Raw genomic sequence first — 23,934 nt, forward strand, 5'->3', positions numbered from 1 at the left:
TAGCTAAGAAGGCAGACAAAAAAATGGCAAAAGAAAAGTTTGAGCGGACAAAACCGCACGTAAACGTTGGCACCATTGGTCACGTTGACCACGGTAAAACCACATTGACAGCAGCAATTGCAACCGTGCTTTCTAAGCAATTTGGTGGCGAAGCAAAAGCATACGATCAGATCGATGCCGCTCCAGAAGAAAAAGCACGTGGTATTACGATTAATACAGCACACGTTGAGTATGAGACTGCAAATCGTCACTATGCTCACGTCGATTGCCCAGGACATGCTGACTACGTCAAGAACATGATTACTGGTGCTGCTCAGATGGACGGCGCTATTTTGGTTTGCTCTGCAGCTGACGGCCCAATGCCACAAACTCGTGAGCACATCCTCTTGGCACGCCAAGTAGGTGTTCCATACATCATCGTATTTTTGAACAAGTGCGACATGGTTGATGATGCTGAATTGCTCGAGTTAGTTGAAATGGAGGTTCGTGAACTTCTGTCTAAGTACGACTTCCCAGGCGATGACACACCAATCGTTCAAGGTTCTGCTAAGTTAGCTCTTGAAGGCGACGAAGGCCCATTGGGTAAAGAAGCCATCATGAAATTGGCTGAAGCATTAGATACCTATATCCCAACTCCAGAGCGTGCTATTGACGGTGCCTTCTTGATGCCAGTAGAGGACGTGTTCTCTATCTCCGGTCGCGGTACTGTTGTTACAGGCCGTATCGAGCGCGGTATCGTTAAAGTTGGTGAAGAGATTGAAATCATTGGTATCAAGCCAACACTGAAGACTACTTGTACTGGTGTTGAAATGTTCCGCAAATTGCTCGACCAAGGTCAAGCAGGCGATAACGTTGGTATCTTGTTACGCGGTACAAAACGTGAAGAAGTTGAGCGCGGCCAAGTATTGGCTAAGCCAGGTTCAATCACCCCACATACTCACTTTACAGCCGAGGTTTACATCTTGGGTAAAGATGAAGGTGGTCGTCATACGCCATTCTTTAACAACTATCGTCCACAGTTTTACTTCCGCACTACGGACGTAACTGGTTCAATCGAGTTGCCAAAAGACAAAGAAATGGTGATGCCTGGTGATAACGTGACTATTACCGTCAAGCTCATCGCGCCAATCGCGATGGAAGAAGGTTTACGTTTTGCGATCCGTGAAGGTGGCCGTACTGTTGGCGCCGGTGTGGTTGCGAAGATTTTGGCTTAAGTAGTCAGTTTTAATTAGTAAAAATATTTAGCGGTTTGCTAACCGGTGACATCAGTGCTGCTGATGTCACCGAGCTCTTTAGAAATATAACGTGGCAGCACCACAACGCTCTTTGGAATTAATATGCAAAACCAAAAAATTCGTATTCGTCTTAAAGCATTTGATTACCGTTTGATCGACCAGTCTGCAGCTGAAATCGTTGATACAGCTAAGCGTACTGGTGCAGTTGTTAAGGGTCCAGTACCTTTGCCAACGCGTATTGAGCGTTTTGACATTCTGCGTTCACCACACGTAAATAAGACTTCACGTGATCAGTTAGAGATTCGTACCCATCTACGTTTGATGGATATCGTTGATCCTACAGAGAAAACGGTGGATGCCTTGATGAAATTAGACCTTCCAGCAGGTGTGGACGTCGAAATTAAGTTGCAGTAATTTGGTATTTCCAGTCTTAGTGCTTGTCAAGACTGGATTTTCGGGATAGAATCTAAGGCTTCGCTCAATTATTTGGGCGAATATTCAGGTCTTATCAGCATTAAAAACGTTGTAACTTATTGATTTAGAAGTACTTTTACTTGTAAATCACTTAAATTAATTTTGCCGACCAATCGAAGTCGGCGTGGAGCATGAATATGAGCTTAGGCTTAATCGGTCGCAAGATCGGCATGACCCGTCTATTTACGGACGAGGGGGAAGCAATTCCTGTCACCGTAATTGACGTGAGCGACAACAGAATCGCTCAAATCAAGACCCAGGCAACTGATGGCTATGATGCTATCCAGTTAGCACATGGCACACGTAGAGCTACTCGCGTTACCAAAGCAATGGCTGGTCACTTCGCCAAAGCGGGTGTGATGGCTGGTAACGGTCTCAACGAATTTCATTTAGATGCAGCAAAAATCGCTGAAATGGCACCAGGACAAGTAATTCCTGCTGACACTGCATTTGCTGCTGGCCAAAAAGTGGACGTACAAGGCGTAACGATTGGTAAAGGCTATGCCGGTACCATCAAGCGCCATCACTTCGCTTCAGGTCGCGCGTCACACGGTAACTCACGTTCACATAACGTGCCAGGTTCTATCGGTATGGCGCAAGATCCAGGTCGTGTTTTCCCAGGTAAGCGCATGACTGGCCACCTTGGTGATGAAACACGCACTGTACAAAATTTAGTCATCGCACGCATTGATGCAGAACGCAATCTCATCATGGTTAAAGGCGCTATTCCAGGTGCCCCAGGCGGTAAAGTGATTGTTACTCCAGCGGTGAAGACACCGTTGAAGAAGAAATAAGGAGAGCGAATATGGAACTTAAGCTTCTCCAAGACAACGGAACTTTAGGTGCAGGCATTCAAGCCTCACCAGAAGTATTCGAACGCGAATATAACGAAGCATTGGTACACCAAGTTGTTGTGGCATACCAAGCAAATGCACGTAGCGGTAACCGAGCACAGAAAGACCGTGAGCAAGTTAAGCACACAACCAAAAAACCTTGGCGTCAAAAAGGTACTGGTCGTGCACGTGCTGGTATGAGCTCTTCCCCGCTGTGGCGTGGAGGTGGTCGTATATTCCCGAATTCACCTGAAGAAAATTTCAGCCAGAAAGTAAACAAGAAAATGTACCGCGCTGGTATGAGATCTATTTTGTCTCAGTTAGCACGCGAAGGTCGTTTGAATGTTGTTGACCAATTTAATCTTGATGCACCAAAGACTAAAGTTTTAGCTGACAAAGTTAAAGCAATGGGATTGGATTCAGTCTTGATCATCGTTGATCAGGTTAGCGAGAATTTGTACTTGGCATCACGTAACCTGCATAAGGTTGCTGTATGTGAGCCACAGCACGCTGATCCATTGGCTTTGGTTCAATACAAAAAAGTATTGGTAAGCAAAGCAGCGATCGCAAAAATTGAGGAGTTGCTGAAATGAGCCAAGTCCGTAAAAACGATCACAGCTTGATGAAGGTTCTACTTGGACCGGTTATCTCTGAAAAAGCTACTATGGTTGCAGAGAAAAACGAACAAGTGGTATTCCAAGTTACACGTGACGCCAACAAGAGCGATGTGAAACAAGCAGTTGAGTTGCTCTTTAAAGTGCAAGTTGACTCAGTTCAAATCGTGAATCAAAAAGGTAAGCCAAAGCGCTATGGCCGTTTTGAAGGTCGTCGTGACCACACTAAGAAGGCCTACGTTAGCTTGAAGCCAGGTCAAGAAATTAACTTTGAAGCGGAGGCGAATTAATCATGCCTTTGATGAAGACAAAACCGACCTCACCAGGTCGTCGCTCAATGGTCAAGGTGGTAAATCCTGACCTGCACAAAGGTAAACCTTTTGCAGCGTTGGTAGAGCCACAGTTCCAAAAAGCAGGTCGTAACAATAATGGTCACATTACTACCCGTCACAAGGGTGGTGGTCATAAGCATCACTATCGTGTAGTTGATTTCAAGCGCAATGACAAAGATGGTATTCCAGCAAAAGTAGAACGCTTGGAATACGATCCAAACCGCAGTGCAAACATTGCATTGATCGTGTTTGCTGATGGTGAGCGTCGCTATATTCTTGCTGCAAAAGGTATGACTGTTGGTCAGGCATTGATGAGTGGCTCAGAAGCCCCAATCAAGTCTGGTAACAACTTGCCGATTCGCAACATTCCAGTTGGTAGCACGATTCACTGTGTAGAAATGTTGCCAGGTAAAGGTGCTCAAATCGCACGTTCCGCTGGCGGCTCTGCAGTGTTATTGGCTCGTGAAGGTGTATACGCTCAGGTGCGCTTGCGCTCAGGTGAAGTACGTCGTATTTTGATCGATTGCCGTGCCACTATTGGTGAAGTTGGTAATGAAGAGCACAGCTTGCGCGTTATCGGTAAAGCTGGTGCAAATCGCTGGCGTGGTATTCGCCCAACCGTTCGCGGTGTGGCAATGAACCCAGTAGATCACCCACACGGCGGTGGTGAAGGTAGAACTGGCGAAGGCCGTGTACCTGTCTCCCCATGGGGCACACCAACCAAAGGTTATCGTACACGTCGCAACAAGCGTACAACTTCGATGATCGTTCAACGTCGTCAAAAACGTTAAGCGATAAGGATAAATAAATATGACACGTTCAGCTAAAAAAGGCCCATTTTGCGAAGCCAGCTTAGTAAATAAAGTTGAAGTCGCACAAGCCAACAAAGACAAAAAGCCGATCAAAACATGGTCACGCCGTTCAACAATCCTCCCAGACTTTATTGGTCTGACGATTGCTGTACATAACGGTCGTCAACACGTTCCGGTATATGTATCAGAAAACATGGTGGGTCATAAGTTAGGCGAATTTGCCTTGACCCGTACTTTCAAAGGTCACGCTGCTGACAAGAAAGTAACGAAGAAGTAAGGGGATGATGATGGAAGTTAAAGCTATTCACAAAGGCGCCCGCATTTCTGCGCAAAAGACACGTTTGGTCGCTGACCAAATCCGTGGTTTGCCGATTGCACGTGCATTGAACATTTTGAATTTCAGCCCCAAGAAAGCTGCCTTCATTGTGAAAAAAGTTGTTGAGTCTGCAATGGCCAACGCTGAACACAATAAGGGTGCTGATATTGATGAGCTCAAGGTTTCAACAATTATTGTTGATAAGGGTACTTCCTTGAAGCGCTTCACAGCACGCGCTAAGGGTCGTGGCAATCAAATCGAAAAACAAACATGTCACATTACCGTGACCTTGAGTAACTAAGGGAAGATATGGGACAAAAGATAAACCCAACCGGATTCCGACTCTCGGTAACGAAGAACTGGACATCAAAGTGGTATGCAAATAATACTGACTTTGCAAAGATGCTTAAAGAGGACGTCGATGTCCGCATCTATTTGAAAAAGAAATTAAAGAATGCATCTGTTAGCAAGGTAATCATCGAGCGTCCTGCGAAGAATGCACGTATTACTATCTATAGCTCACGTCCAGGTGTTGTGATCGGTAAAAAAGGCGAAGATATTGAAGTTCTCCGCCGCGAACTCCAGAAGCGTATGGGTGTTCCTGTCCATGTGAATATCGAAGAAATTCGTAAGCCTGAAGTGGATGCTCAACTGATTGCTGATTCTATTACTCAGCAGCTCGAGAAGCGCATCATGTTCCGTCGTGCAATGAAGCGTGCAATGCAAAATGCAATGCGCCTTGGTGCGCAAGGAATCAAGATTATGTCCTCTGGTCGTTTGAACGGTGCCGAAATTGCACGTCGCGAATGGTACCGTGAAGGCCGCGTTCCACTTCATACATTGAAGGCTGATATTGATTACGCTACATCAGAAGCGGAAACAACATACGGCATCATCGGTGTAAAAGTTTGGGTATACAAAGGCGATACATTAGGTCGTGGTGCGGATGCTCCTGCTGTAACAGCAGAGCCAGTAGCTGATGAGAAGAAGCCACGTCGCGCACCAGCCAAAACCAGCGCACGCAAACCAGCAGCTGACAGCAAGCCATTGGTTGCTGCTAAGCCAACAGTTAAGCGTGTACCGAAAGCCGTTGAAGCCGCAAGTGCTGAAGCGCAGAAGTCAGGAGAGTAAGCATGCTACAACCAAAGCGTCGTAAGTATCGCAAGGAACAAAAGGGACGTAACACCGGCGTGGCAACACGCGGTAGTTCAGTAGCCTTTGGTGACTTTGGATTGAAAGCTATTGGCCGCGGTCGTTTGACTGCACGTCAGATTGAATCTGCACGTCGCGCAATGACCCGTCACATTAAGCGTGGCGGTCGAATCTGGATTCGTATTTTCCCAGACAAGCCAATTTCACAAAAGCCAGCTGAAGTACGTATGGGTAACGGTAAAGGTAATCCAGAGTACTACGTAGCAGAAATTCAACCAGGCAAGATTTTGTACGAGATGGATGGAGTGGATGAAACATTGGCGCGCGAAGCTTTCAAGCTTGCTGCTGCTAAGTTGCCATTACAAACCACTTTCGTGATTCGCCACTTAGGTTGATCGGGATAGAAATTATGAAAAAGACAGAATTAGCATCCAAAGACCTGGTTGCCTTGAACGCAGAATTAACAGAGCTCTTGAAGACAAGCTTCAAACTCCGTATGCAAAAAGGTACTCAGCAACTCACAAATACCAGCCAATTGGGTAAGACTAAACGTGAAATTGCTCGCGTTAAGACTTTTATTACCCAAAAAACTGCACAGAAATAAGGAAAAAGGGATATGACAGAATTATCTAAACCCTTGCGCCGCACCCTAGTGGGCCGTGTCGTTAGCGATAAAATGCAAAAAACTGTGACTGTGCTAGTTGAGCGCCAAGTAAAACATGCGCTTTATGGCAAATATGTTGGACAGTCCAAAAAATACCATGCGCATGACGAAGCTGGTCAATACAAGATGGGTGATACCGTTGAAATTGCTGAATCTAAGCCAATTTCACGTACAAAATCTTGGGTTGTAACCCGCTTGGTTCAGGAATCAAAAGGTATTTAAAGAAATATTAGGGATTTTGGCGAAATTTATTGCCAAATCCCTGTTTTACGTAGTATGATAGTCGGCTTCTCTGGTTTTATTGAGGGAAGCAGTGTTTTTTCATTAATTCCGGGTTTTAGCTCTCGTTAAAGCCCATAGACGGAACCAAGACTGTTTGCCTTTGGCTAACAAGTTGGGGATTAAAAAATGATTCAGACCGAAAGTAGATTACAGGTCGCCGATAACACAGGCGCCAGTGAAGTTTTGTGCATCAAGGTATTGGGCGGCTCTAAGCGTCGTTACGCCAGTATCGGTGATGTCATTAAAGTGACTGTAAAGTCCGCTGCTCCACGTGGCCGTGTAAAAAAAGGTGATATTTATAACGCCGTAGTAGTGAGAACTGCTAAGGGTGTTCGCCGTCCAGATGGCTCATTGATTAAGTTCGATGGCAACGCTGCGGTATTGCTCAACGCTAAGCTTGAGCCAATTGGCACACGTATCTTTGGACCAGTAACGCGCGAGTTGCGTACTGAGAAGTTCATGAAGATCGTATCTCTCGCCCCCGAAGTTATTTAAGAGGCTGATATGAAAAAAATTCGTAAAGGTGATTCAGTAGTTCTGTTGACTGGCCGCGATAAAGGCAAGCAAGGAACTGTTACGGCCGTTCTCGAGAACAAATTAGTGATCGAAGGCGTCAATATTTATAAAAAGAGCGTTAAGCCAAATCCAGCAGCCGGTGTTACTGGCGGCATGATTGACAAGACGATGCCTGTTCACATTTCTAATGTGGCTGTGGTTGACGGTAACGGCAAACCATCACGTGTTGGTATCAAACTCGTGGACGGTAAAAAGCAACGTTTCCTCAAAACCACTGGCGCAACTTTAAGCGCATAAGGGGCACGGAGAAATTATGAGCACACGTTTTCAAGAACACTATCAAGCTAAAGTAGTTGCTGATTTAATTGCCAAATTTGGTTACAAGTCAGTGATGGAAGTTCCACGTATTACTAAGGTAACCCTGAACATGGGCCTGGGTGATGCAGTGAACGACAAGAAAATTATCGAAAATGCAGTTGGTGATTTGACTAAAGTAGCAGGTCAAAAACCAGTTGTGACAAAAGCGAAAAAAGCGATTGCTGGATTCAAAATTCGTCAAGGCTACCCAATTGGTGCCATGGTTACATTGCGCGGTCAGCGCATGTATGAATTTTTGGATCGCTTCGTAACTGTTGCTTTGCCACGCGTACGTGACTTCCGCGGTATTTCCGGTAAGGCATTTGACGGCCGTGGTAACTACAACATCGGCGTTAAAGAGCAAATCATTTTCCCAGAAATCGAATACGACAAGATTGATGCCCTCCGTGGTCTCAATATCAGTATTACGACGACCGCTAAGACTGACGAAGAAGCAAAAGCTTTGTTAGCAGCGTTCAAATTCCCTTTCCGCAATTAAGAGGCTAACGTGGCAAAACTATCCCTAATTGAGCGCGAGAATAAGCGCGCTAAAACTGTAGAGAAGTACGCTGTAAAGCGTGCAGAACTCAAAGCAATCATCGCCGATCAATCGCGTAGCGATGAAGAGCGCTATGAGGCTCGCTTGAAACTACAGGCACTTCCACGTAACGCAAGCCCGATTCGTCAAAGAAATCGTTGTTCATTAACCGGTCGTCCGCGCGGTGTATTCAGCAAGTTTGGTTTAGCGCGTAGCAAAATTCGCGAAATCGCCTTCCGTGGCGAAATCCCCGGTTTAACCAAGGCCAGCTGGTAAGCGGCGAAAGAATTAGGAGAACTCATGAGTATCAGCGATCCAATCGCCGACATGTTGACAAGGATCCGCAATGCGCAAGCAGTGCAGAAACCCGTAGTCTTGATGCCGTCGTCAAAAGTTAAAGTAGCTATTGCAAAAGTCTTGCAGGATGAAGGTTATATCGATAGTTTTGAAATCAAAGGTGAAGCAGCTAAGCCAGTGCTACACATTGAACTCAAATACTACGCAGGCCGTCCTGTTATTGAGCGTATTGACCGTGTTTCTACACCAAGTCTACGTATCTACAAAGGCCGCCACGACATTCCTGAAGTGATGAATGGCTTAGGTATTGCAATTATTTCAACCCCACAAGGCGTAATGACAGACCGCAAAGCACGTGCAAACGGCGTTGGTGGCGAAGTTATTTGCTACGTCGCGTAAGGAGAGAAATATGTCCCGCGTTGGTAAATCACCTATTCCAGTCCCTAAGGGCGCTGAAATCAGCATCAACGGTGCAAATATTACTGTTAAGGGTCCGTTGGGCACTTTGACACATAACTTGCATCCTTCTGTTGGTTTGAAACAAGAAGACGGCGTATTGACAGTTGTTTTAAATAACAACACACCAGAAGCTGGTGCGCAGTCAGGTACAGCCCGCGCTTTGGTAAACAACATGGTTGTTGGCGTAACTGCTGGCTTCGAGCGCAAGCTCAGCTTAGTAGGCGTTGGTTACCGTGCTGCTGCCCAGGGCGATTCATTGAAATTGCAGTTAGGTTTCTCACACGACATTATTTATAACCTGCCAAAGGGTGTAAAAGCTGAGACTCCAACTCAAACTGAAATCATTATCAAAGGTTCCAACAAGCAGCAAGTTGGCCAGGTTGCCGCTGAAGTTCGCGCATACCGTTCACCAGAGCCATACAAAGGCAAGGGTGTTCGTTACGTGGATGAGGTTGTACACCTGAAAGAAACTAAGAAGAAGTAAGCGAGATTAGAAAATGAATAAAGACGAATCCAGACAAAGACGTGCTAGGCAGACTCGTATTCGCATTGCCGAAGCATTGGCAAATCGCTTAACAGTTATCCGTAGCAATGCACATATTTCTGCGCAGGTTTATAGCCCATGCGGAACCAAGGTTGTAGCAGCTGCTTCAACAATGGAAAAAGATTTGCGCCAAGCGATCAAAAACGGCGGAAACGCTGAAGCGGCTAAACAAATCGGCAAGTTAGTTGCTGAGCGTGCTGTTAAGGCAGGCATTGTTGATGTTGCTTTTGATCGTTCCGGGCATCGTTATCACGGCCGCATTAAGGCCTTAGCTGAAGCTGCGCGTGAAGCCGGCCTGAAGTTCTAAAAAGGTTTAGGAAAAAGACATGGCAAAAATGCAAACCAAGATGCAAAACGAAGAGCGTGATGATGGTCTTCGCGAGAAGATGATTGCTGTTAATCGTGTAACTAAAGTGGTTAAGGGTGGTCGTATTCTCGGCTTCGCTGCACTCACTGTAGTTGGCGATGGCGATGGTCGTATCGGCATGGGCAAAGGCAAATCAAAAGAAGTTCCAGTTGCTGTTCAAAAGGCAATGGATGAAGCACGCCGCAAGATGATCAAAGTCTCGTTACGTAAAGGTACTTTGCAGCACACTGTGATTGGCAAGCATGGCGCGTCACGCGTGATGATTTCTCCAGCTAAAGATGGTACTGGCGTTATCGCTGGTGGCCCAATGCGCGCAATTTTCGATGTAATGGGTGTAACTAACGTGGTTGCTAAATCACTTGGTTCAACAAACCCTTACAACATGGTTCGTGCAACGATTGATGGCTTGAGCAAGATGAGCACTCCTTCTGAAATTGCTGCTAAACGCGGTAAGTCAGTCGAAGAGATTCTCGGCTAAGACCAAAAGATTAGGAATCTATAAATGACAACAACTAACTCTAAAGTCAAACTGCAATTAGTACGCAGCTTGATCGGCACACGCGAAAGCCATCGTGCAACTGTTCGCGGCTTAGGTCTGCGTCGTATCAATTCAGTTTCAGAATTGGAAGATACACCAGCTGTTCGCGGAATGATTAATAAAGTTTCTTATCTAGTTAAGGTCGTTGGCTAATAACTAGCAAGTAAATAGGCGAAGAATATGCAACTCAATACACTCAAACCAGCACCAGGCTCCAATAAAAATCGTCGTCGCGTAGGCCGCGGTATCGGCTCTGGTCTTGGAAAAACAGCTGGTCGTGGTCACAAAGGTCAGAAGTCGCGTTCAGGCGGATTCCACAAAGTTGGATTCGAGGGCGGTCAGATGCCGATGTATCGTCGTTTGCCTAAGCGCGGTTTCGTGTCATTGACACGTCGTCACGTTGGTCAAATCACTTTGAACGACTTAGCAAAAATTAACTTGCCAGAAGTAGACTTATTGGTTTTGCGAGCTCATGGTTTTGCTGGTGAGCAGATCAACTCAGTAAAAGTTATTAAGACTGGTGAACTGTCTATTGCTGTAACCCTCAAGGGTATTACTGCAACTGCAGGTGCAAAAGCAGCTATTGAAGCAGCTGGCGGCAAATTGGTTGACTTAGTTTAATTAGCTTTAAGTAAACGATGGCACTCGCACCTACCAACGCAGCAAATATTGCTCAATCAGGAAGCAAGTTTGGAGAATTACGCCAACGCTTGATATTCCTGGTTTTGGCATTGCTCGTGTTCCGTTTGGGTGCGCATATTCCTGTGCCAGGCATTGATCCAGACCAATTGGCGCAATTGTTCTCTGGTCAAAAAGATGGCATCTTGGGAATGTTCAACCTGTTCTCAGGCGGTGCGTTATCTCGCTTTACAGTATTTGCCTTAGGAATCATGCCGTACATCTCTGCCTCAATCATCATGCAGTTAATGACCATTGTTATTCCTTCACTAGAATCTTTAAAAAAAGAAGGCCAAGCAGGACAGCGCAAGATTACTCAGTACACCCGTTATGGAACTGTGCTTTTGGCAACATTCCAGGCTTTAGGTATCTCTGTTGCACTGCAAGCCCAACCAGGTTTGGTTATTAACCCTGGTCTGATGTTCGAGCTCAACACAGTGGTGACTTTGGTTACTGGCACTATGTTCCTAATGTGGCTTGGCGAGCAAATTACTGAGCGTGGTCTTGGTAACGGCATATCCATCATTATTTTCGGCGGCATTGTTTCTGGACTGCCAACCGCAATCGGCAGCTTACTTGAATTAGTTCGCACCGGTTCGATGAATATCCTGTCTGCATTACTGATCGTAGTGATTTGTATTGCAGTAACTTATTTTGTAGTTTTTGTAGAGCGTGGTCAGCGCCGTATTTTAGTGAACTACGCTAAGCGACAAGTTGGTAACAAGGTATATGGCGGCCAATCTTCATACTTCCCATTGAAGTTAAATATGGCCGGAGTTATTCCTCCAATTTTTGCTTCATCTATTATTTTGTTCCCTGCAACGATTGCTGGCTGGTTTACATCAGGCGAGCCAAGCAACATGTTTAGCAAAGTCATTAAAGACTTGGCAGCAACATTAGCTCCAGGTCAACCTGTCTACACAATTTTGTATGCAGCAGCAATTATTTTCTTCTGCTTCTTCTACACAGCTTTGGTTTTCAATAGCCGTGAGACTGCGGATAATTTGAAGAAGAGCGGTGCCTTTGTTCCAGGTATTCGCCCGGGTGATCAGACAGGTCGTTACATTGACAAAATCTTAGTTCGTTTGACATTGGCCGGTGCAATTTATATGGTTTTGGTTTGCTTGTTGCCAGAATTTTTAGTGTTGAAGTACAACGTGCCATTCTATTTTGGCGGTACTTCATTGTTGATTATTGTCGTTGTTGCAATGGATTTTATGGCTCAAGTTCAGTCATTCGTAATGCAACAACAATATGGTTCTTTGATGAAAAAAGCTAACTTTAAGATGGGCGCTTAACTGAATGTCTAAAGACGATGTAATTCAGATGGCGGGAGAAATTATTGAGAATTTGCCGAACGCAATGTTTCGCGTGAAGCTAGAGAACGGACATGTGGTTTTAGGGCACATTTCTGGAAAGATGAGGATGCATTACATCCGCATCCTGCCAGGAGATAAGGTAACGGTGGAGATGACTCCTTACGACCTGACGCGCGCCAGAATCATTTTCCGAGCGAAGTAAAGATTAAGAAGTACATATTTTTTTAGAGGTGAGTTATGAAAGTTTTGGCATCCGTTAAGTGTATTTGCAGAAATTGCAAGATCATTAAGCGCAAACGCGTTGTTCGCGTGATCTGTTCTTCAGACGCACGTCACAAGCAGCGTCAAGGCTGATCTGGTTAATTAAGAGGAAATCTCATGGCACGTATCGCTGGGGTAAACATCCCAAATCATCAACATACTGTTATCGGTTTAACAGCAATTTTTGGCATTGGTACTACCCGTGCTCGCAAAATTTGTGAAACCACAGGTGTTGCTATCGACAAAAAAGTTAAAGATCTTACTGACGGTGACTTGGAAAAGTTGCGTGATGAAGTAGGTAAATTTATTACTGAAGGTGACCTTCGTCGTGAAGTAACGATGAGCATCAAGCGTTTGATGGACTTAGGCTGCTACCGCGGCGTTCGTCATCGTAAGGGCTTGCCTGTACGTGGTCAACGCACTAAGACTAACGCGCGTACCCGCAAGGGCCCGCGTAAGTCTGGCGTGCAACTCAAGAAATAATCAAGAAAGTTTATTGACATGGCAAAACAACAATCCGCTTCTGCAGCTTCACAGCGCACACGCAAGAAGGTTAAAAAGAACGTTGCTGACGGTATTGCACACGTTCACGCTTCTTTTAATAACACCATTATTACGATCACTGATCGCCAAGGCAATGCGCTTTCATGGGCAACATCTGGTGGTCAGGGCTTCAAGGGCTCTCGCAAATCAACACCTTTTGCTGCTCAGGTAGCGGCAGAAGTAGCAGGTAAAGCTGCTGTTGAATGCGGAATCAAGAACTTGGAAGTTCAGATCAAGGGCCCAGGTCCAGGTCGTGAATCAGCAGTTCGTGCATTGAACTCTTTAGGCATCAAGATCACTGAGATTCAAGACGTAACTCCAGTTCCACATAATGGTTGCCGTCCTCCTAAGCGTCGTCGTATCTAAGCTTGGATGTTGGCAGTAAACAGTTTAGTAGTTTTTATTAAAGCCCACTGTTCATCTGAATTAAAGGGTGAACTCACCGTCAGTCGTAAGACTGCGGCAAAGAAAGGAAAGCATCGTGGCACGTTACTTAGGGCCTAAGGCCAAATTAGCACGTCGGGAAGGTACCGATTTATTTTTAAAGAGCGCACGTCGCGCCCTGTCAGACAAGTGCAAGTTAGATACTAAGCCTGGTCAACATGGCCGTACATCTGGCTCAAGAACATCTGATTACGGTAATCAATTGCGTGAAAAGCAAAAGGTTAAACGTATGTACGGAATTTTAGAGCGTCAGTTCCGTCGTTATTTCGCTGAAGCTGAGCGTCGTAAGGGTAATACTGGCTCAACATTACTTCAGTTGTTGGAATCACGTCTAGATAACGTTGTTTATCGTATGGGCTTTGGTTCTACTCGTGCTGAAGCGCGTCAATTAGTTTCCCACTGTGCAATTTTGCTCAATGGTAGCCCAGTAAATATTCCATCTATTCAGGTCAAACCTGGTGATGTAGTTGCTATTCGTGAAAAAGCGAAGAAGCAAACACGCATTACAGAATCACTCAATTTGGTTCAGCAGATGGCAGCAGTTGGCTGGGTATCAGTCGACGCAGCCAAGCTGGAGGGAACATTTAAGCAGGTGCCTGACCGTGAAGACATTAGCGGCGAAATTAATGAAAGTTTGATCGTCGAATTGTATTCACGTTAATTAAGCACTCTCAAGGAAAAAATATGCAAACAAATTTGCTCAAGCCAAAAATTATTTCTGTTGAAGCGCTTACTGCCAACCAAGCTAAGGTTGTTATGGAGCCGTTCGAGCGTGGCTATGGCCACACACTCGGAAATGCATTGCGCCGTGTTTTGTTGTCCTCGATGGTTGGTTATGCGCCAACTGAAGTAGCAATTGCTGGTGTTGTTCATGAATACTCCACATTAGATGGCGTTCAAGAGGATGTAGTTAACCTTTTGTTGAACCTCAAAGGTATCGTATTTAAGTTGCAGTCACGTGATGAAGTGACTATCAATTTGCGTAAAGAAGGCCCAGGCGTCGTTACAGCAAAAGATATTGACTTGCCACATGATGTAGAAATCATCAATCCTGATCACGTCATCGCTCACTTGTCAGCTGGTGGCAAGTTAGATATGCAGATCAAGGTTGAAAAAGGCCGTGGTTATGTACCTGGCAATATGCGTCAATACCATGACGAAGCTACCAAGATCATTGGTCGTATCGTGTTGGATGCCTCATTTAGCCCAGTAAGCCGTGTTAGCTACGCTGTTGAGTCTGCTCGTGTTGAGCAACGTACCGACCTCGATCGTCTCGTAATGACAATCGAAACAAACGGTGTGTTGTCACCTGAAGAGGCAATTCGTCAAGCTGCTACCATTTTGGTTGATCAGTTAGTTGTATTCGCAGCCCTCGAAAGCAGCGAAGTTTCTGGTGATCTCGCGCCAAGCCGCTCTTCAATGGTTGATCCAATGTTGATGCGTCCGGTTGATGATCTCGAACTCACAGTGCGCTCTGCAAACTGCTTGAAGGCTGAGAACATTTACTACATCGGTGACTTAATTCAACGTACAGAGAATGAATTGTTGAAGACGCCTAATTTAGGTCGTAAATCTTTGAATGAAATCAAAGATGTATTAGCGGCCCGTGGCTTAAGTCTTGGCATGAAACTCGAAAGCTGGCCTCCAGCTAACCTCGAGAAATAATTAGAAAGGAAGCATCATGCGTCACGGAAACGGCTTACGCAAACTAAATAGAACATCATCACATCGCTTGGCGATGCTGCGCAACATGTCCAATTCTCTTTTGGAGCACGAAGTGATTAAAACCACTTTGCCAAAAGCAAAAGAATTGCGCATGGTGGTTGAGCCTTTGATTACCTTGGGTAAAAAAGATAACTTAGCAAACCGTCGCTTAGCATTCAATCGCACACGCGATCGCGATATCGTGACTAAACTCTTCACAGAGCTCGGACCACGTTACGCAACTCGTCCAGGTGGCTATCTTCGTATTTTGAAGTTTGGCTTCCGTCATGGTGACAATGCACCTATGGCTCTGGTTGAATTGGTAGATCGTCCGGAAGTTGAAGAAACAGCAGTCGCTGAAGTGGCTTAAGCCCTTTAGCAATATTTAAAGCCAGGCTTCGGTCTGGCTTTTTTCATTTATACGGTTATAAATACGTAATGACCCCTGATAAATCTACTGATTTACTAATTGTTATCACCACTTTTGGATCGCTAGAGGATGCAAAGAAAATGGCGCATCAACTAATTGAGAGTCGATTAGCTGCCTGCTTACAAATTCAAGAGGGAGTTCATTCTATCTATCGGTGGGATGGCAAGATTTGTGATGGAAAGGAAGTTCTACTGTCAGCAAAAACAATTGCAGATAAATGGATTGATATTTCTAATTTCATAAAAAGTCATCACCCTTATAATTTACCTGAGGTAATTGCGTATGCTCCTGAAAAATACGAGGCGCATTATGGCAAATGGGTGGAGTCCGAGGTAAAGTAGTTCTATGAGATTCCTTGGTAAATTTATTCCTCTAATTGCTTCATTATTTGTAGTTATTAGTAATGCATTTGCAGCACCGGAATTCCTTCCACCTGAAAAGGCATTTCAGGCTGAAGCGTCATGGGTAACAAATACAAATGATGTCGAGGTAGAGATTTTCCCAGCCAAGGCTTACTACATCTATCAGGAGTCGCTGCATTTAAAGATAGGCTCTGAGCCCAATAAATTAAGGGCCGTAAAGGCCTCATTACCAGCTGGCATTGAAAAGTTTGATGAGACTTTCCAAAAGAAAATGCAGGTTTATAAGCAGACATTTCTTATTACGCTAGATAAAAAAGCTGAAACAGGAAAGCCACTCTATCTAGAATTGGAATTACAGGGTTGCGCCGAGGCGGGAATTTGTTATCCACCAATGACGCTAAAATTTTTACTTTCGGGTCCCGGAGTGAAGGCACGGCCGATACCTGAAGTATTGGATGGAGTTGAGTCAAGCAAGGATTCTAAAAATGCATTGAGTTTGATGGATGTCTGGCGTGAGCGTGATGATGTTAATGCCATTAGTCGCTTTTTAGAGAGCACGCCCACAGCATATCTATTCTTGGCCTTCTTCATACTGGGCTTGGCTTTAGCTTTTACACCTTGCGTACTTCCCATGTTGCCTATTTTGTCGAGCATCGTGTTTGGAACGCAGGGTAAGCATTCCATTGCAAAGGGTCGTGCAAGCCTCTTAGCAGCGGCCTATGTGCTTGGAATGGCTTGCGTCTACGCATTAGCGGGGGTCTTGATGGCTGCGCTAGGCGGTAGCGTTCAAAGAGCCCTACAAAGCCCCATAGCGCTGATTGGGTTTGCATTGCTGCTGCTAGCCTTATCAGGGAGTCTATTCGGACTGTACGAGCTCAAAATGCCCCACTCATGGCAGCAAAAGGTGGATCAATTAGCGGGGCGTCACAAGGGTGGTAGTTTTGCGGGCGCCTTTGCTTTAGGTGGAATTTCTACATTAGTTGCCAGCCCTTGTATTACCGCTCCCTTAGCTGGAGTGCTCGCTTTTATTGCTCAAACAGGTTCAATGAGTTTGGGGGCAGGACTACTTTTTGTAATGGCTCTAGGTATGGGGTTGCCACTCCTCTTTATTGCCATTGAGGCTCGCATCTTAATCCCATCCACTGGCATTTGGATGGTCTGGCTACAAAGAACATTAGGTGTTTTGTTGGTAGCAACCGCAGCCTGGATTGCATCCCCGCTGTTGCAAAGTGGTAGTAACGAGGCGGGCAAGACGATGGTCAATGGTCAGCGCCAACATCAGATTGGGGCAGCTAGTTTTGCCCTGATTGACTCAAGTGCGCAGTTAAACCAATTTTTATCCAAAGCAAAAGAACAAAAGAAACTAGTACTCTTAGATTTTTATGCAGACTGGTGCATCTCTTGTAAGGAGATGGAGGTCAGCACGTTTGCTAATCCTGAAGTGAATGAAGAGTTACAGAAATTTGTTTTACTGCAGGCCGACGTAACAAAAAACAGTCCTGAGAATCAGGCTTTATTGAAACGCTTTGGATTATTCGGGCCACCAGGAATTTTGATTTTTGATCTCAACTCAGAAGAATTAAAAGATCAACGAGTAATTGGCTATATGCCACCACAACGTTTTGTTGAGCGCTTGAAAAAAGTACTGGAAAATTAATTTAACCGAAATATGAATGGGTATAGAACCCATTCATTCACGCTTAGATAATTATTTATTTGCTTTTAAGAGGCGTGCAGCTTCAAGTGCAAAATAAGTCAAGATGCCATCGGCACCAGCACGCTTAAATGCGAGCAACGATTCCATCATCACAGCATCATGATCAAGCCAACCATTTTGCGCAGCAGCTTTAAGCATGGCGTATTCGCCACTTACTTGATAGACATAAGTCGGGTAGTTAAATTCATCGCGCACTCTGCGAACGATATCTAGGTAGGGCATACCAGGTTTGACCATCACCATATCAGCACCTTCGCTAATATCAAGAGCAACCTCCCGCAAAGCCTCATCAGTATTGGCGCAATCCATTTGGTAGGTTTTTTTATCTGCTTTGCCTAGATTTTTTGCTGAACCTACTGCATCACGAAATGGGCCATAAAAAGCAGACGCATATTTAGCGGAATAAGCCATGATGCGGGTATGAATCAGATTTTTTTGCTCTAAGGCTTCGCGAATTTTTCCGATACGGCCATCCATCATGTCTGATGGTGCAACGATATCAACGCCAGCTTGTGCTTGAGCAATAGATTGCTGCACTAAGATTGCCGTAGTCTCATCATTCAGGATGCGACCTTGATCATCCAGGATGCCATCTTGACCATGGCTTGTGTAAGGGTCAAGCGCCACATCGGTCATGATGCCCAAATTAGGAAAGCGTTTCTTTAGCTCACGTACTGCGTTTGGAACTAAGCCATTCGGATTGAAAGCTTCTTTGCCGTCAGGTGTTTTTAGAGATGCATCAATCACCGGAAAGAGTGCTAGAACGGGAATGCCTAAGGAGACACATTCTTGCGCAACGCTAAAAAGTAAATCGAGTGATACACGATTAACCCCAGGCATGGAAGCAACAGCTTGAGATTGATTTGTGCCTTCAAGTAAAAATACTGGATAGATTAGGTCATTTGTGCTGAGATGATTTTCTTGCATGAGGCGACGTGACCAATCATCACGTCGCATACGACGAGGGCGATGAGCCGGAAAGCTCAATATAGAGTTAGCTTGTGATTTCATCTTCTTGAGTCTCCGCTGCAAATAACCATTGAATAACAATATTGTCGGCCTCTTCAAGGCCAATGCGCTTGGTGCTTGAGAATAATTGTGCCGTAAGTTTCTTGGAATCACCATTGCCATCAGGTAGCGCTGGATCATATTGTTGTAATTGTTTGCGTACCGCTTCTAAGGCATGCTTACATTCACTTTTATTGAGCTTGTCGCACTTACTGAGCAAAATATGGATTGGTTTACCGGTAGGGACAAACCACTGAATCATTTGCTCGTCCAGTTCGGTAATGCCCCGCCTAGAGTCCACAATCAGCACCATGCCTACCAGTTGCTCCCGCTCTTGCAGATAATCGCTGAGAAGGGCATTCCAGTGGTATTTAGTCTCATGATTGACGGCAGCATAGCCATACCCGGGTAAATCCACCAGATAGGCCAAAAGATCGTCTTTTGCAAAAAGGCCAAAATAGTTGATGTGCTGGGTACGCCCAGGTGTTTTACTGGCAAAAGCAAGGCGTTTTTGGTTACAAAGCACATTAATTGCGCTGGATTTACCCGCATTTGAGCGCCCAGCAAAGGCTACCTCTCGGAGTGGAGTGGCAGGTAGACAATGGGTGTCATTGACTGTGGTCGCGAAGCGGGCTTGAAAGAGTTTAGACATGTCCAGAAGCTATTGTAAAATCACGCAAAATCATGAAATATTTCATAATGTTGGGTGAAAGTTGTAAAAGGAAGGGCCCAAACATTTTTAAGAATTTTTGCCAAGGTAAACATAATGCGTCAAACCCCTCAAATCTCCAAATTAACTAGCTTACGTGCTGGCTTTGCAGTTCTGTCTATTTTCGCTCTAAGCGGTCTTGCGCCACAAGCTTTTGCTGCTGATCCAGCACCCATGGCTCCGGCTGCAGAGGCAAAGGCTGCGGTTCCAGCTAAGCCAAAGGTTGATGCGGCTGCTGGTGAATCACTCTATAACTCTGGAGATGCCACTCGCGGAGTTGTAGCCTGTATTACATGTCATGGCCCTAAAGGTCAGAGCGCTGTAGCCACTTGGCCCAAGTTGTCTGCTCAGCATGCTGCATACACAGCAAAACAGTTGAAGAATTTTAAAGAAGGCACCAGAGTGAATGCCATCATGATGGGCATGTCTATGCCTTTAAATGAGCAAGATATGATCAATATTGGCACTTTCCTGTCTCAGCAGGCTCCATCGCAAGGTGTCTCCCAAAGTAAAGATACTATTGCATTGGGTAAGAGTATTTATGGTGGCGGTATTGCATCAAAGGGTGTTCCAGCCTGTGCTGGCTGCCATAGTCCCAACGGTGCAGGCATTCCTGCGCAATATCCACGCCAAGGTGGACAGTGGGCTGAATATTCCTACAATCAGTTAGTCAATTTCCGTGAAGGTACTCGTAAAAATAGTACTCAGATGACAACAATTGCTACGAAACTTTCTGATCAAGAGATGAAAGCTGTTTCTGATTACATGGCAGGCTTGCATTAATTTACGTTCAGTAGAAAAACAAAAACCCCGCTGATGTCGCGGGGTTTTTTATTGCCTGGAATTTACTTAGAGAAGTTAATTCAATAGCAATATTAATTTGGCAAGGTGGTTTCACTAGCAAAGAGATCGGCAATATTTTCACGTGCACGAATGACATAGGCGTTCTTACCATCAACCATGATCTCTGCGGGTTTTGGTCTGGTGTTGTAATTAGATGCCATCACAAAGCCATAAGCACCAGCAGACAGAATGGCTAGCAGGTCACCTTCTTCAACCGCAAGCTGACGATCTCTTCCAAGCCAGTCACCAGATTCACATACGGGTCCGACAACGTCATAAGTAGAGCTTGTAACCTGTTTAGTTTGAACTGGAACAATCGCATGATAAGCCTCGTAGAGCGCTGGGCGCATCAACTCTGTCATTGCTGCATCCACAATGCAAAAGTTTTTCTCAGTACCAGGCTTGAGATATTCCACTTGGGTCAAGAGCACGCCAGCATTACCCACCAACGATCTACCAGGCTCTAAAACGATATCAAGATGCCCAAAACCACGTTCAGCAACGCGATTGAGTAAGGTGTTGGTGAACTCAGTAATATCAGGTGGATTGTCGTCACCGTAAGAAATACCAAGACCTCCACCTAAATCAAGATGGTGGATCTCAATACCTTCTTTTTTTAATTGAGTAACTAGCTCAAGCACTTTATCAAGCGCGTCAAGATAGGGTGAAGTGTTTGTGATTTGCGAGCCAATATGACAGTCAATACCAACCACATCAATTTGTGACAGTAAGGCAGCTTCACGATATGTTTTTAAAACCTCATGATAAGCAATACCAAATTTATTGCCTTTTAATCCAGTGGAAATGTAAGGATGCGTTTGCGCATCTACATCGGGATTCACTCGTAGGGAAATTGGGGCGCGGCAATTGAGCTTAGTGGCAACCCGATTAATTTGGTGGAGCTCTGCAATCGACTCTACGTTGATGCACTTAACACCAGCTTTCAAGGCTTGCTCAATTTCATGAGCAGACTTACCAACACCTGCAAATACGAAGCTTTTTGGATCTGCGCCAACAGCAAGGGCGCGCGCTAATTCACCACCGCTGACCAAGTCAAAGCCTGAGCCTAATTTTTTAAAACAATCAATCACCGCTAAATTGCTATTCGCCTTCATCGCATAGTGAACGCGAGCTCGTCTTTTGCCAGAGGAATCAATACAAGCTTTGTCGTAGGCCTGGTAAGCCTCGGTTAATGCTTTTTTGCTATAGACATAGAGGGGTGTGCCAAATTCTTTTGCCAAATCTGATAACGGAATTTCCTCTGCATACCAAGTACCATTTCGTTCTGTAAATCCAGCTAAGTTGGGGAGTGGAGTCACTTTACTTGTCATTGCTTGGCCGGTGATGGGTTAGTTGTAACGGGGCTTTGGGGTGGGTAGAGCTTGCCTTTGGGCTCTGGCTCAGCAGGAGGACTGGGTGCTGGCGGCACATTTGGCAAATATAAGGGACCTCTAACCCCACATCCAACAAGGGATATTAGAAGGCTAATGCCAAGAGTTCTTTTAAGAATCGCTATCATGAATGTCTCTAAAACGAATGATTGAATATAGCATGCAGGACTCTAATATGAAGCCAGGCGATTTAACTGTAGAAGCGATTGACGATAAGCAATTTCATCATTTGGGCAGTAATTTATTGGAGTCCATAGAGGTGGCCCTAGAAGCCGCAGACGATGCTCTAGACCTCGATCTAGATGTGGAGCGCCAGGGTGGAAACGTGATCAATATTCGGTTTAGAGATCGCAGTGTGATTGTGGTCAACACCCAGCCCCCTTTGCACGAGATTTGGGTAGCAGCTAAATCTGGCGGTTATCACTATCGTTGGGCGGGTACCTTAGCCTCCCCACTGTGGTTGGATACTAAAACTGGGCACGAACTACTAGGCGACTTATCAGAATTTGCCAGTGCTCAAGCTGGCCAGGCGATCACTATTGGTCTTCTGCAGAGATAAGTAAGCCAGGAAATTAAATTGCTCCGGTCGCTGTTAGGGTCTCTATGACCTGAGCATCGGGAACGCTCTGAATTTGGGCTTTGCCAATCTTTTCTAAAACGACATAGCGAATTTGTCCGCCTTCAGTCTTTTTATCTACCTGCATTAATTCCATATATCGCTGTGCGCCAAACTTGGGCGGTGCTATCGGCAGATTCATGGATTGAATGATTTGAGTTAGACGGTTGACCTCATCTTGAGTGATAAAGTTCAGGCGTCTTGAGAGGTCTGCACCCATGACCATACCGCAGCCAACAGCTTCACCATGCAACCACTCGCCATAGCCCATACCCGCTTCAATTGCATGACCAAAGGTATGCCCGAAATTCAATGTGGCACGAATACCACCTTCTCTTTCATCGGCTGACACTACGGCTGATTTAATTTCGCAAGAGCGTAAGACCGCATGCGCCATTGCAGTGGTGTCGCAGGCTAGTAAAGCTTTTGCATTTACTTCAATCCAACTTAAGAACTCAGCATCTGCAATCGCACCATGCTTAACTACTTCAGCTAGGCCTGCAGACAGTTCACGTGCAGGCAATGTCTTTAAGGTATTGAGATCAGCAATCACCGCTACTGGCTGATGAAACGCTCCGATCATATTTTTCCCGAGTGGATGGTTAATGCCCGTCTTGCCGCCAACGGAGGAGTCCACCTGAGCTAATAAGGTTGTTGGGACTTGAATGAAGCGAATGCCGCGCATAAAACTAGCAGCAGCAAAGCCAGTCATGTCTCCAATAACACCACCACCTAAAGCCACCAACATGGTTTGACGATCAGCTCCATACTTGAGGAGGTCATCAAAAATCAGTTGGAGATTTTTCCAGTCCTTATAAGACTCTCCGTCAGGCAGTACAATCGTTCTAACGGGCTTACCTAGTTTCTCTAAAGTCTTAGTGAGACGATCTGCATATAAAGGGGAAACAGTCGTATTGGTAACGATATAAATAGATGTCGCCTTTTCGCAGGCGTTAAATAATTTTGGCTGATCTATTAAATCTATGCCGATATGAATGGGGTAGCTACGATTGCCTAGATCAACTTCTAATGTTTTCATGGATAAATTTATGCGGAGAGTTCGAGTTGCATGATTAAGGTGTTGACTAACTGATTGACGCTGGGTTTTCCAGTCTCAATAACGAAGTCAGCAATTTCGCGATACAGGGGATCGCGAATAGCGTAAAGGTTTTCTAGAATCTTTTTTGCATCACCATTTTTTAGGAGTGGCCGACCTTCACCACCTTTAGTGCGATGCCATAACTCCATAGGGTTAGCGTGGAGGTAAATTACCGCCCCTCTTTCACTGAGGAATTGGCGATTCTCAGGCAGGAGTACAGCGCCACCACCAGTAGCCAAAATGACATCATGTTCGGCTGTGATGTCTTTGATTACCTGAGCCTCACGCTTGCGAAATCCATCTTCACCTTCCATTTCGAAGATGACGGGAATCTTGACTCCACAACGATCTTCAATCACATGATCAGCATCTAGAAATCGACGCCCTAACTTCTTGGCTAGTAATTTACCTACGGTCGACTTCCCAGCGCCCATGAGGCCAATTAGAAAGATATTGTTGGATGAAGAGTTCACCCTGTGA

General features: G+C 45.3%; 40 protein-coding genes. 34 read left to right on the plus strand and 6 right to left on the minus strand.

Annotated elements, in window-relative coordinates; translation table 11 throughout:
* Positions 1–23 precede the first annotated feature (23 nt).
* The 32 genes from tuf to dsbD all read left to right on the plus strand — a co-directional run bounded on the left by tuf (position 24) and on the right by dsbD (position 17,728).
* Complete coding sequence (gene tuf / locus FD967_RS00285) at positions 24–1,214, plus strand: elongation factor Tu (RefSeq protein WP_215326116.1); 1,191 nt, start codon at positions 24–26, stop codon at positions 1,212–1,214.
* Between the two features lie 123 nt (positions 1,215–1,337).
* Entirely contained in the window at positions 1,338–1,649 is a 312-nt protein-coding gene (gene rpsJ / locus FD967_RS00290; protein WP_011901899.1) for a 30S ribosomal protein S10, read from the plus strand.
* Between the two features lie 197 nt (positions 1,650–1,846).
* Entirely contained in the window at positions 1,847–2,503 is a 657-nt protein-coding gene (rplC, locus tag FD967_RS00295) for a 50S ribosomal protein L3 (RefSeq protein WP_215326125.1), read from the plus strand.
* Between the two features lie 11 nt (positions 2,504–2,514).
* Positions 2,515–3,135: a 50S ribosomal protein L4 gene (gene rplD, locus FD967_RS00300; protein ID WP_215326126.1), complete on the plus strand. Its 621-nt coding sequence runs from the start codon at positions 2,515–2,517 to the stop codon at positions 3,133–3,135.
* Entirely contained in the window at positions 3,132–3,446 is a 315-nt protein-coding gene (gene rplW / locus FD967_RS00305) for a 50S ribosomal protein L23 (protein ID WP_076024545.1), read from the plus strand. Before rplD ends, rplW begins: the two co-directional genes overlap by 4 nt.
* Positions 3,447–3,448: 2 nt before the next feature.
* Positions 3,449–4,279, plus strand: coding sequence for a 50S ribosomal protein L2 (gene rplB, locus FD967_RS00310; RefSeq protein ID WP_015420235.1), 831 nt, complete (start codon positions 3,449–3,451; stop codon positions 4,277–4,279).
* A gap of 19 nt (positions 4,280–4,298) precedes the next feature.
* The gene (gene rpsS, locus FD967_RS00315; RefSeq protein WP_046329379.1) at positions 4,299–4,577 is read left to right on the plus strand and encodes a 30S ribosomal protein S19; all 279 of its coding nucleotides are present in this window, start codon (positions 4,299–4,301) and stop codon (positions 4,575–4,577) included.
* Positions 4,578–4,584: 7 nt separating this feature from the next.
* Positions 4,585–4,917, plus strand: coding sequence for a 50S ribosomal protein L22 (rplV, locus tag FD967_RS00320; protein ID WP_205621309.1), 333 nt, complete (start codon positions 4,585–4,587; stop codon positions 4,915–4,917).
* Between the two features lie 8 nt (positions 4,918–4,925).
* Complete coding sequence (gene rpsC, locus FD967_RS00325; RefSeq protein ID WP_215326127.1) at positions 4,926–5,747, plus strand: 30S ribosomal protein S3; 822 nt, start codon at positions 4,926–4,928, stop codon at positions 5,745–5,747.
* 2 nt (positions 5,748–5,749) lie between these two features.
* Entirely contained in the window at positions 5,750–6,163 is a 414-nt protein-coding gene (gene rplP / locus FD967_RS00330; RefSeq protein WP_088526677.1) for a 50S ribosomal protein L16, read from the plus strand.
* 14 nt (positions 6,164–6,177) lie between these two features.
* The gene (gene rpmC, locus FD967_RS00335; RefSeq protein ID WP_015420239.1) at positions 6,178–6,372 is read left to right on the plus strand and encodes a 50S ribosomal protein L29; all 195 of its coding nucleotides are present in this window, start codon (positions 6,178–6,180) and stop codon (positions 6,370–6,372) included.
* A 12-nt stretch (positions 6,373–6,384) separates the two neighbouring features.
* A complete protein-coding gene (gene rpsQ / locus FD967_RS00340) occupies positions 6,385–6,654 on the plus strand; it encodes a 30S ribosomal protein S17 (RefSeq protein WP_076024550.1) in 270 nt (89 codons plus the stop codon).
* Between the two features lie 186 nt (positions 6,655–6,840).
* On the plus strand, positions 6,841–7,209 hold the full coding sequence (rplN, locus tag FD967_RS00345; protein WP_015420241.1) for a 50S ribosomal protein L14: 369 nt from the start codon (positions 6,841–6,843) through the stop codon (positions 7,207–7,209).
* Between the two features lie 9 nt (positions 7,210–7,218).
* Positions 7,219–7,527, plus strand: coding sequence for a 50S ribosomal protein L24 (rplX, locus tag FD967_RS00350; protein ID WP_011901911.1), 309 nt, complete (start codon positions 7,219–7,221; stop codon positions 7,525–7,527).
* A 16-nt stretch (positions 7,528–7,543) separates the two neighbouring features.
* The gene (rplE, locus tag FD967_RS00355) at positions 7,544–8,086 is read left to right on the plus strand and encodes a 50S ribosomal protein L5 (protein WP_015420243.1); all 543 of its coding nucleotides are present in this window, start codon (positions 7,544–7,546) and stop codon (positions 8,084–8,086) included.
* Positions 8,087–8,095: 9 nt separating this feature from the next.
* Positions 8,096–8,401 carry a 30S ribosomal protein S14 gene (rpsN, locus tag FD967_RS00360; RefSeq protein WP_015420244.1) on the plus strand — a complete coding sequence of 102 codons (306 nt, stop codon included), beginning with the start codon at positions 8,096–8,098 and terminating at the stop codon, positions 8,399–8,401.
* A gap of 24 nt (positions 8,402–8,425) precedes the next feature.
* Positions 8,426–8,821: a 30S ribosomal protein S8 gene (gene rpsH, locus FD967_RS00365; protein ID WP_015420245.1), complete on the plus strand. Its 396-nt coding sequence runs from the start codon at positions 8,426–8,428 to the stop codon at positions 8,819–8,821.
* 10 nt (positions 8,822–8,831) lie between these two features.
* On the plus strand, positions 8,832–9,365 hold the full coding sequence (rplF, locus tag FD967_RS00370) for a 50S ribosomal protein L6 (protein ID WP_215326128.1): 534 nt from the start codon (positions 8,832–8,834) through the stop codon (positions 9,363–9,365).
* 13 nt (positions 9,366–9,378) lie between these two features.
* A complete protein-coding gene (gene rplR, locus FD967_RS00375) occupies positions 9,379–9,732 on the plus strand; it encodes a 50S ribosomal protein L18 (protein WP_215326130.1) in 354 nt (117 codons plus the stop codon).
* A gap of 19 nt (positions 9,733–9,751) precedes the next feature.
* On the plus strand, positions 9,752–10,270 hold the full coding sequence (gene rpsE, locus FD967_RS00380) for a 30S ribosomal protein S5 (RefSeq protein WP_015420248.1): 519 nt from the start codon (positions 9,752–9,754) through the stop codon (positions 10,268–10,270).
* 24 nt (positions 10,271–10,294) lie between these two features.
* Entirely contained in the window at positions 10,295–10,483 is a 189-nt protein-coding gene (rpmD, locus tag FD967_RS00385) for a 50S ribosomal protein L30 (protein WP_046329387.1), read from the plus strand.
* Positions 10,484–10,510: 27 nt separating this feature from the next.
* Complete coding sequence (gene rplO / locus FD967_RS00390) at positions 10,511–10,951, plus strand: 50S ribosomal protein L15 (RefSeq protein ID WP_215308693.1); 441 nt, start codon at positions 10,511–10,513, stop codon at positions 10,949–10,951.
* 17 nt (positions 10,952–10,968) lie between these two features.
* The gene (gene secY, locus FD967_RS00395; RefSeq protein ID WP_215326132.1) at positions 10,969–12,306 is read left to right on the plus strand and encodes a preprotein translocase subunit SecY; all 1,338 of its coding nucleotides are present in this window, start codon (positions 10,969–10,971) and stop codon (positions 12,304–12,306) included.
* 4 nt (positions 12,307–12,310) lie between these two features.
* Positions 12,311–12,529, plus strand: a complete 219-nt coding sequence (gene infA / locus FD967_RS00400) for a translation initiation factor IF-1 (protein WP_015420252.1) — start codon at positions 12,311–12,313, stop codon at positions 12,527–12,529.
* 35 nt (positions 12,530–12,564) lie between these two features.
* Positions 12,565–12,681 (plus strand): 50S ribosomal protein L36, encoded by a 117-nt coding sequence (gene rpmJ, locus FD967_RS00405; RefSeq protein WP_012357167.1) that lies wholly within the window; start codon positions 12,565–12,567, stop codon positions 12,679–12,681.
* A 24-nt stretch (positions 12,682–12,705) separates the two neighbouring features.
* A complete protein-coding gene (rpsM, locus tag FD967_RS00410; protein WP_015420253.1) occupies positions 12,706–13,071 on the plus strand; it encodes a 30S ribosomal protein S13 in 366 nt (121 codons plus the stop codon).
* Between the two features lie 18 nt (positions 13,072–13,089).
* Entirely contained in the window at positions 13,090–13,497 is a 408-nt protein-coding gene (gene rpsK / locus FD967_RS00415; RefSeq protein WP_088525623.1) for a 30S ribosomal protein S11, read from the plus strand.
* 115 nt (positions 13,498–13,612) lie between these two features.
* On the plus strand, positions 13,613–14,236 hold the full coding sequence (rpsD, locus tag FD967_RS00420; RefSeq protein ID WP_173959392.1) for a 30S ribosomal protein S4: 624 nt from the start codon (positions 13,613–13,615) through the stop codon (positions 14,234–14,236).
* A 23-nt stretch (positions 14,237–14,259) separates the two neighbouring features.
* Entirely contained in the window at positions 14,260–15,240 is a 981-nt protein-coding gene (rpoA, locus tag FD967_RS00425; RefSeq protein ID WP_015420255.1) for a DNA-directed RNA polymerase subunit alpha, read from the plus strand.
* Positions 15,241–15,256: 16 nt separating this feature from the next.
* Positions 15,257–15,649 carry a 50S ribosomal protein L17 gene (gene rplQ, locus FD967_RS00430; RefSeq protein ID WP_215326133.1) on the plus strand — a complete coding sequence of 131 codons (393 nt, stop codon included), beginning with the start codon at positions 15,257–15,259 and terminating at the stop codon, positions 15,647–15,649.
* Positions 15,650–15,717: 68 nt separating this feature from the next.
* On the plus strand, positions 15,718–16,050 hold the full coding sequence (gene cutA / locus FD967_RS00435) for a divalent-cation tolerance protein CutA (protein ID WP_215326134.1): 333 nt from the start codon (positions 15,718–15,720) through the stop codon (positions 16,048–16,050).
* A gap of 4 nt (positions 16,051–16,054) precedes the next feature.
* The gene (gene dsbD, locus FD967_RS00440; RefSeq protein WP_215326135.1) at positions 16,055–17,728 is read left to right on the plus strand and encodes a protein-disulfide reductase DsbD; all 1,674 of its coding nucleotides are present in this window, start codon (positions 16,055–16,057) and stop codon (positions 17,726–17,728) included.
* A 51-nt stretch (positions 17,729–17,779) separates the two neighbouring features.
* Here the strand turns inward: dsbD and hemB are convergent, their stop codons facing one another.
* Both hemB and yihA read right to left on the minus strand, forming a co-directional pair.
* Entirely contained in the window at positions 17,780–18,799 is a 1,020-nt protein-coding gene (gene hemB, locus FD967_RS00445; protein ID WP_251369047.1) for a porphobilinogen synthase, read from the minus strand.
* On the minus strand, positions 18,783–19,448 hold the full coding sequence (gene yihA, locus FD967_RS00450) for a ribosome biogenesis GTP-binding protein YihA/YsxC (protein WP_215326136.1): 666 nt from the start codon (positions 19,446–19,448) through the stop codon (positions 18,783–18,785). The genes hemB and yihA overlap by 17 nt, the downstream gene beginning before the upstream one ends.
* A gap of 114 nt (positions 19,449–19,562) precedes the next feature.
* Between yihA and FD967_RS00455 the strand changes: the two genes are divergently transcribed.
* Positions 19,563–20,288: a cytochrome c gene (locus FD967_RS00455; protein ID WP_215326137.1), complete on the plus strand. Its 726-nt coding sequence runs from the start codon at positions 19,563–19,565 to the stop codon at positions 20,286–20,288.
* Positions 20,289–20,380: 92 nt separating this feature from the next.
* Here FD967_RS00455 and lysA read toward each other — a convergent pair whose 3' ends face one another.
* Together lysA and FD967_RS00465 are read right to left on the minus strand one after the other, a co-directional pair.
* A complete protein-coding gene (gene lysA, locus FD967_RS00460) occupies positions 20,381–21,679 on the minus strand; it encodes a diaminopimelate decarboxylase (RefSeq protein WP_215326138.1) in 1,299 nt (432 codons plus the stop codon).
* Complete coding sequence (locus FD967_RS00465) at positions 21,676–21,867, minus strand: lipoprotein (protein WP_215305644.1); 192 nt, start codon at positions 21,865–21,867, stop codon at positions 21,676–21,678. Before FD967_RS00465 ends, lysA begins: the two co-directional genes overlap by 4 nt.
* Before the next feature lie 2 nt (positions 21,868–21,869).
* Here FD967_RS00465 and cyaY point away from each other — a divergent pair, with 2 nt between their 5' ends.
* Positions 21,870–22,298 (plus strand): iron donor protein CyaY, encoded by a 429-nt coding sequence (gene cyaY / locus FD967_RS00470; RefSeq protein WP_251369048.1) that lies wholly within the window; start codon positions 21,870–21,872, stop codon positions 22,296–22,298.
* Between the two features lie 13 nt (positions 22,299–22,311).
* Here the strand turns inward: cyaY and aroB are convergent, their stop codons facing one another.
* Positions 22,312–23,394 (minus strand): 3-dehydroquinate synthase, encoded by a 1,083-nt coding sequence (aroB, locus tag FD967_RS00475; RefSeq protein ID WP_215326139.1) that lies wholly within the window; start codon positions 23,392–23,394, stop codon positions 22,312–22,314.
* Positions 23,395–23,402: 8 nt separating this feature from the next.
* Entirely contained in the window at positions 23,403–23,927 is a 525-nt protein-coding gene (locus FD967_RS00480; RefSeq protein ID WP_305848864.1) for a shikimate kinase, read from the minus strand.
* Positions 23,928–23,934: the final 7 nt, after the last annotated feature.

The organism is Polynucleobacter sp. JS-Mosq-20-D10 (assembly GCF_018687755.1).
In the GTDB taxonomy this organism is placed as follows: domain Bacteria; phylum Pseudomonadota; class Gammaproteobacteria; order Burkholderiales; family Burkholderiaceae; genus Polynucleobacter.

What these genes read in the sequence shown, in the direction of transcription:
- tuf (WP_215326116.1), top strand. Translation starts at nt 24, where the DNA reads ATGGCAAAAGAAAAGTTTGAGCGGACAAAACCGCACGTAAACGTTGGC.
- rpsJ (WP_011901899.1), top strand. Translation starts at nt 1,338, where the DNA reads ATGCAAAACCAAAAAATTCGTATTCGTCTTAAAGCATTTGATTACCGT.
- rplC (WP_215326125.1), top strand. Translation starts at nt 1,847, where the DNA reads ATGAGCTTAGGCTTAATCGGTCGCAAGATCGGCATGACCCGTCTATTT.
- rplD (WP_215326126.1), top strand. Translation starts at nt 2,515, where the DNA reads ATGGAACTTAAGCTTCTCCAAGACAACGGAACTTTAGGTGCAGGCATT.
- rplW (WP_076024545.1), top strand. Translation starts at nt 3,132, where the DNA reads ATGAGCCAAGTCCGTAAAAACGATCACAGCTTGATGAAGGTTCTACTT.
- rplB (WP_015420235.1), top strand. Translation starts at nt 3,449, where the DNA reads ATGCCTTTGATGAAGACAAAACCGACCTCACCAGGTCGTCGCTCAATG.
- rpsS (WP_046329379.1), top strand. Translation starts at nt 4,299, where the DNA reads ATGACACGTTCAGCTAAAAAAGGCCCATTTTGCGAAGCCAGCTTAGTA.
- rplV (WP_205621309.1), top strand. Translation starts at nt 4,585, where the DNA reads ATGATGGAAGTTAAAGCTATTCACAAAGGCGCCCGCATTTCTGCGCAA.
- rpsC (WP_215326127.1), top strand. Translation starts at nt 4,926, where the DNA reads ATGGGACAAAAGATAAACCCAACCGGATTCCGACTCTCGGTAACGAAG.
- rplP (WP_088526677.1), top strand. Translation starts at nt 5,750, where the DNA reads ATGCTACAACCAAAGCGTCGTAAGTATCGCAAGGAACAAAAGGGACGT.
- rpmC (WP_015420239.1), top strand. Translation starts at nt 6,178, where the DNA reads ATGAAAAAGACAGAATTAGCATCCAAAGACCTGGTTGCCTTGAACGCA.
- rpsQ (WP_076024550.1), top strand. Translation starts at nt 6,385, where the DNA reads ATGACAGAATTATCTAAACCCTTGCGCCGCACCCTAGTGGGCCGTGTC.
- rplN (WP_015420241.1), top strand. Translation starts at nt 6,841, where the DNA reads ATGATTCAGACCGAAAGTAGATTACAGGTCGCCGATAACACAGGCGCC.
- rplX (WP_011901911.1), top strand. Translation starts at nt 7,219, where the DNA reads ATGAAAAAAATTCGTAAAGGTGATTCAGTAGTTCTGTTGACTGGCCGC.
- rplE (WP_015420243.1), top strand. Translation starts at nt 7,544, where the DNA reads ATGAGCACACGTTTTCAAGAACACTATCAAGCTAAAGTAGTTGCTGAT.
- rpsH (WP_015420245.1), top strand. Translation starts at nt 8,426, where the DNA reads ATGAGTATCAGCGATCCAATCGCCGACATGTTGACAAGGATCCGCAAT.
- rplF (WP_215326128.1), top strand. Translation starts at nt 8,832, where the DNA reads ATGTCCCGCGTTGGTAAATCACCTATTCCAGTCCCTAAGGGCGCTGAA.
- rplR (WP_215326130.1), top strand. Translation starts at nt 9,379, where the DNA reads ATGAATAAAGACGAATCCAGACAAAGACGTGCTAGGCAGACTCGTATT.
- rpsE (WP_015420248.1), top strand. Translation starts at nt 9,752, where the DNA reads ATGGCAAAAATGCAAACCAAGATGCAAAACGAAGAGCGTGATGATGGT.
- rpmD (WP_046329387.1), top strand. Translation starts at nt 10,295, where the DNA reads ATGACAACAACTAACTCTAAAGTCAAACTGCAATTAGTACGCAGCTTG.
- rplO (WP_215308693.1), top strand. Translation starts at nt 10,511, where the DNA reads ATGCAACTCAATACACTCAAACCAGCACCAGGCTCCAATAAAAATCGT.
- secY (WP_215326132.1), top strand. Translation starts at nt 10,969, where the DNA reads ATGGCACTCGCACCTACCAACGCAGCAAATATTGCTCAATCAGGAAGC.
- infA (WP_015420252.1), top strand. Translation starts at nt 12,311, where the DNA reads ATGTCTAAAGACGATGTAATTCAGATGGCGGGAGAAATTATTGAGAAT.
- rpmJ (WP_012357167.1), top strand. Translation starts at nt 12,565, where the DNA reads ATGAAAGTTTTGGCATCCGTTAAGTGTATTTGCAGAAATTGCAAGATC.
- rpsM (WP_015420253.1), top strand. Translation starts at nt 12,706, where the DNA reads ATGGCACGTATCGCTGGGGTAAACATCCCAAATCATCAACATACTGTT.
- rpsK (WP_088525623.1), top strand. Translation starts at nt 13,090, where the DNA reads ATGGCAAAACAACAATCCGCTTCTGCAGCTTCACAGCGCACACGCAAG.
- rpoA (WP_015420255.1), top strand. Translation starts at nt 14,260, where the DNA reads ATGCAAACAAATTTGCTCAAGCCAAAAATTATTTCTGTTGAAGCGCTT.
- rplQ (WP_215326133.1), top strand. Translation starts at nt 15,257, where the DNA reads ATGCGTCACGGAAACGGCTTACGCAAACTAAATAGAACATCATCACAT.
- cutA (WP_215326134.1), top strand. Translation starts at nt 15,718, where the DNA reads ATGACCCCTGATAAATCTACTGATTTACTAATTGTTATCACCACTTTT.
- dsbD (WP_215326135.1), top strand. Translation starts at nt 16,055, where the DNA reads ATGAGATTCCTTGGTAAATTTATTCCTCTAATTGCTTCATTATTTGTA.
- hemB (WP_251369047.1), bottom strand. Translation starts at nt 18,799, where the DNA reads ATGAAATCACAAGCTAACTCTATATTGAGCTTTCCGGCTCATCGCCCT.
- yihA (WP_215326136.1), bottom strand. Translation starts at nt 19,448, where the DNA reads ATGTCTAAACTCTTTCAAGCCCGCTTCGCGACCACAGTCAATGACACC.
- FD967_RS00455 (WP_215326137.1), top strand. Translation starts at nt 19,563, where the DNA reads ATGCGTCAAACCCCTCAAATCTCCAAATTAACTAGCTTACGTGCTGGC.
- lysA (WP_215326138.1), bottom strand. Translation starts at nt 21,679, where the DNA reads ATGACAAGTAAAGTGACTCCACTCCCCAACTTAGCTGGATTTACAGAA.
- FD967_RS00465 (WP_215305644.1), bottom strand. Translation starts at nt 21,867, where the DNA reads ATGATAGCGATTCTTAAAAGAACTCTTGGCATTAGCCTTCTAATATCC.
- cyaY (WP_251369048.1), top strand. Translation starts at nt 21,870, where the DNA reads ATGTCTCTAAAACGAATGATTGAATATAGCATGCAGGACTCTAATATG.
- aroB (WP_215326139.1), bottom strand. Translation starts at nt 23,394, where the DNA reads ATGAAAACATTAGAAGTTGATCTAGGCAATCGTAGCTACCCCATTCAT.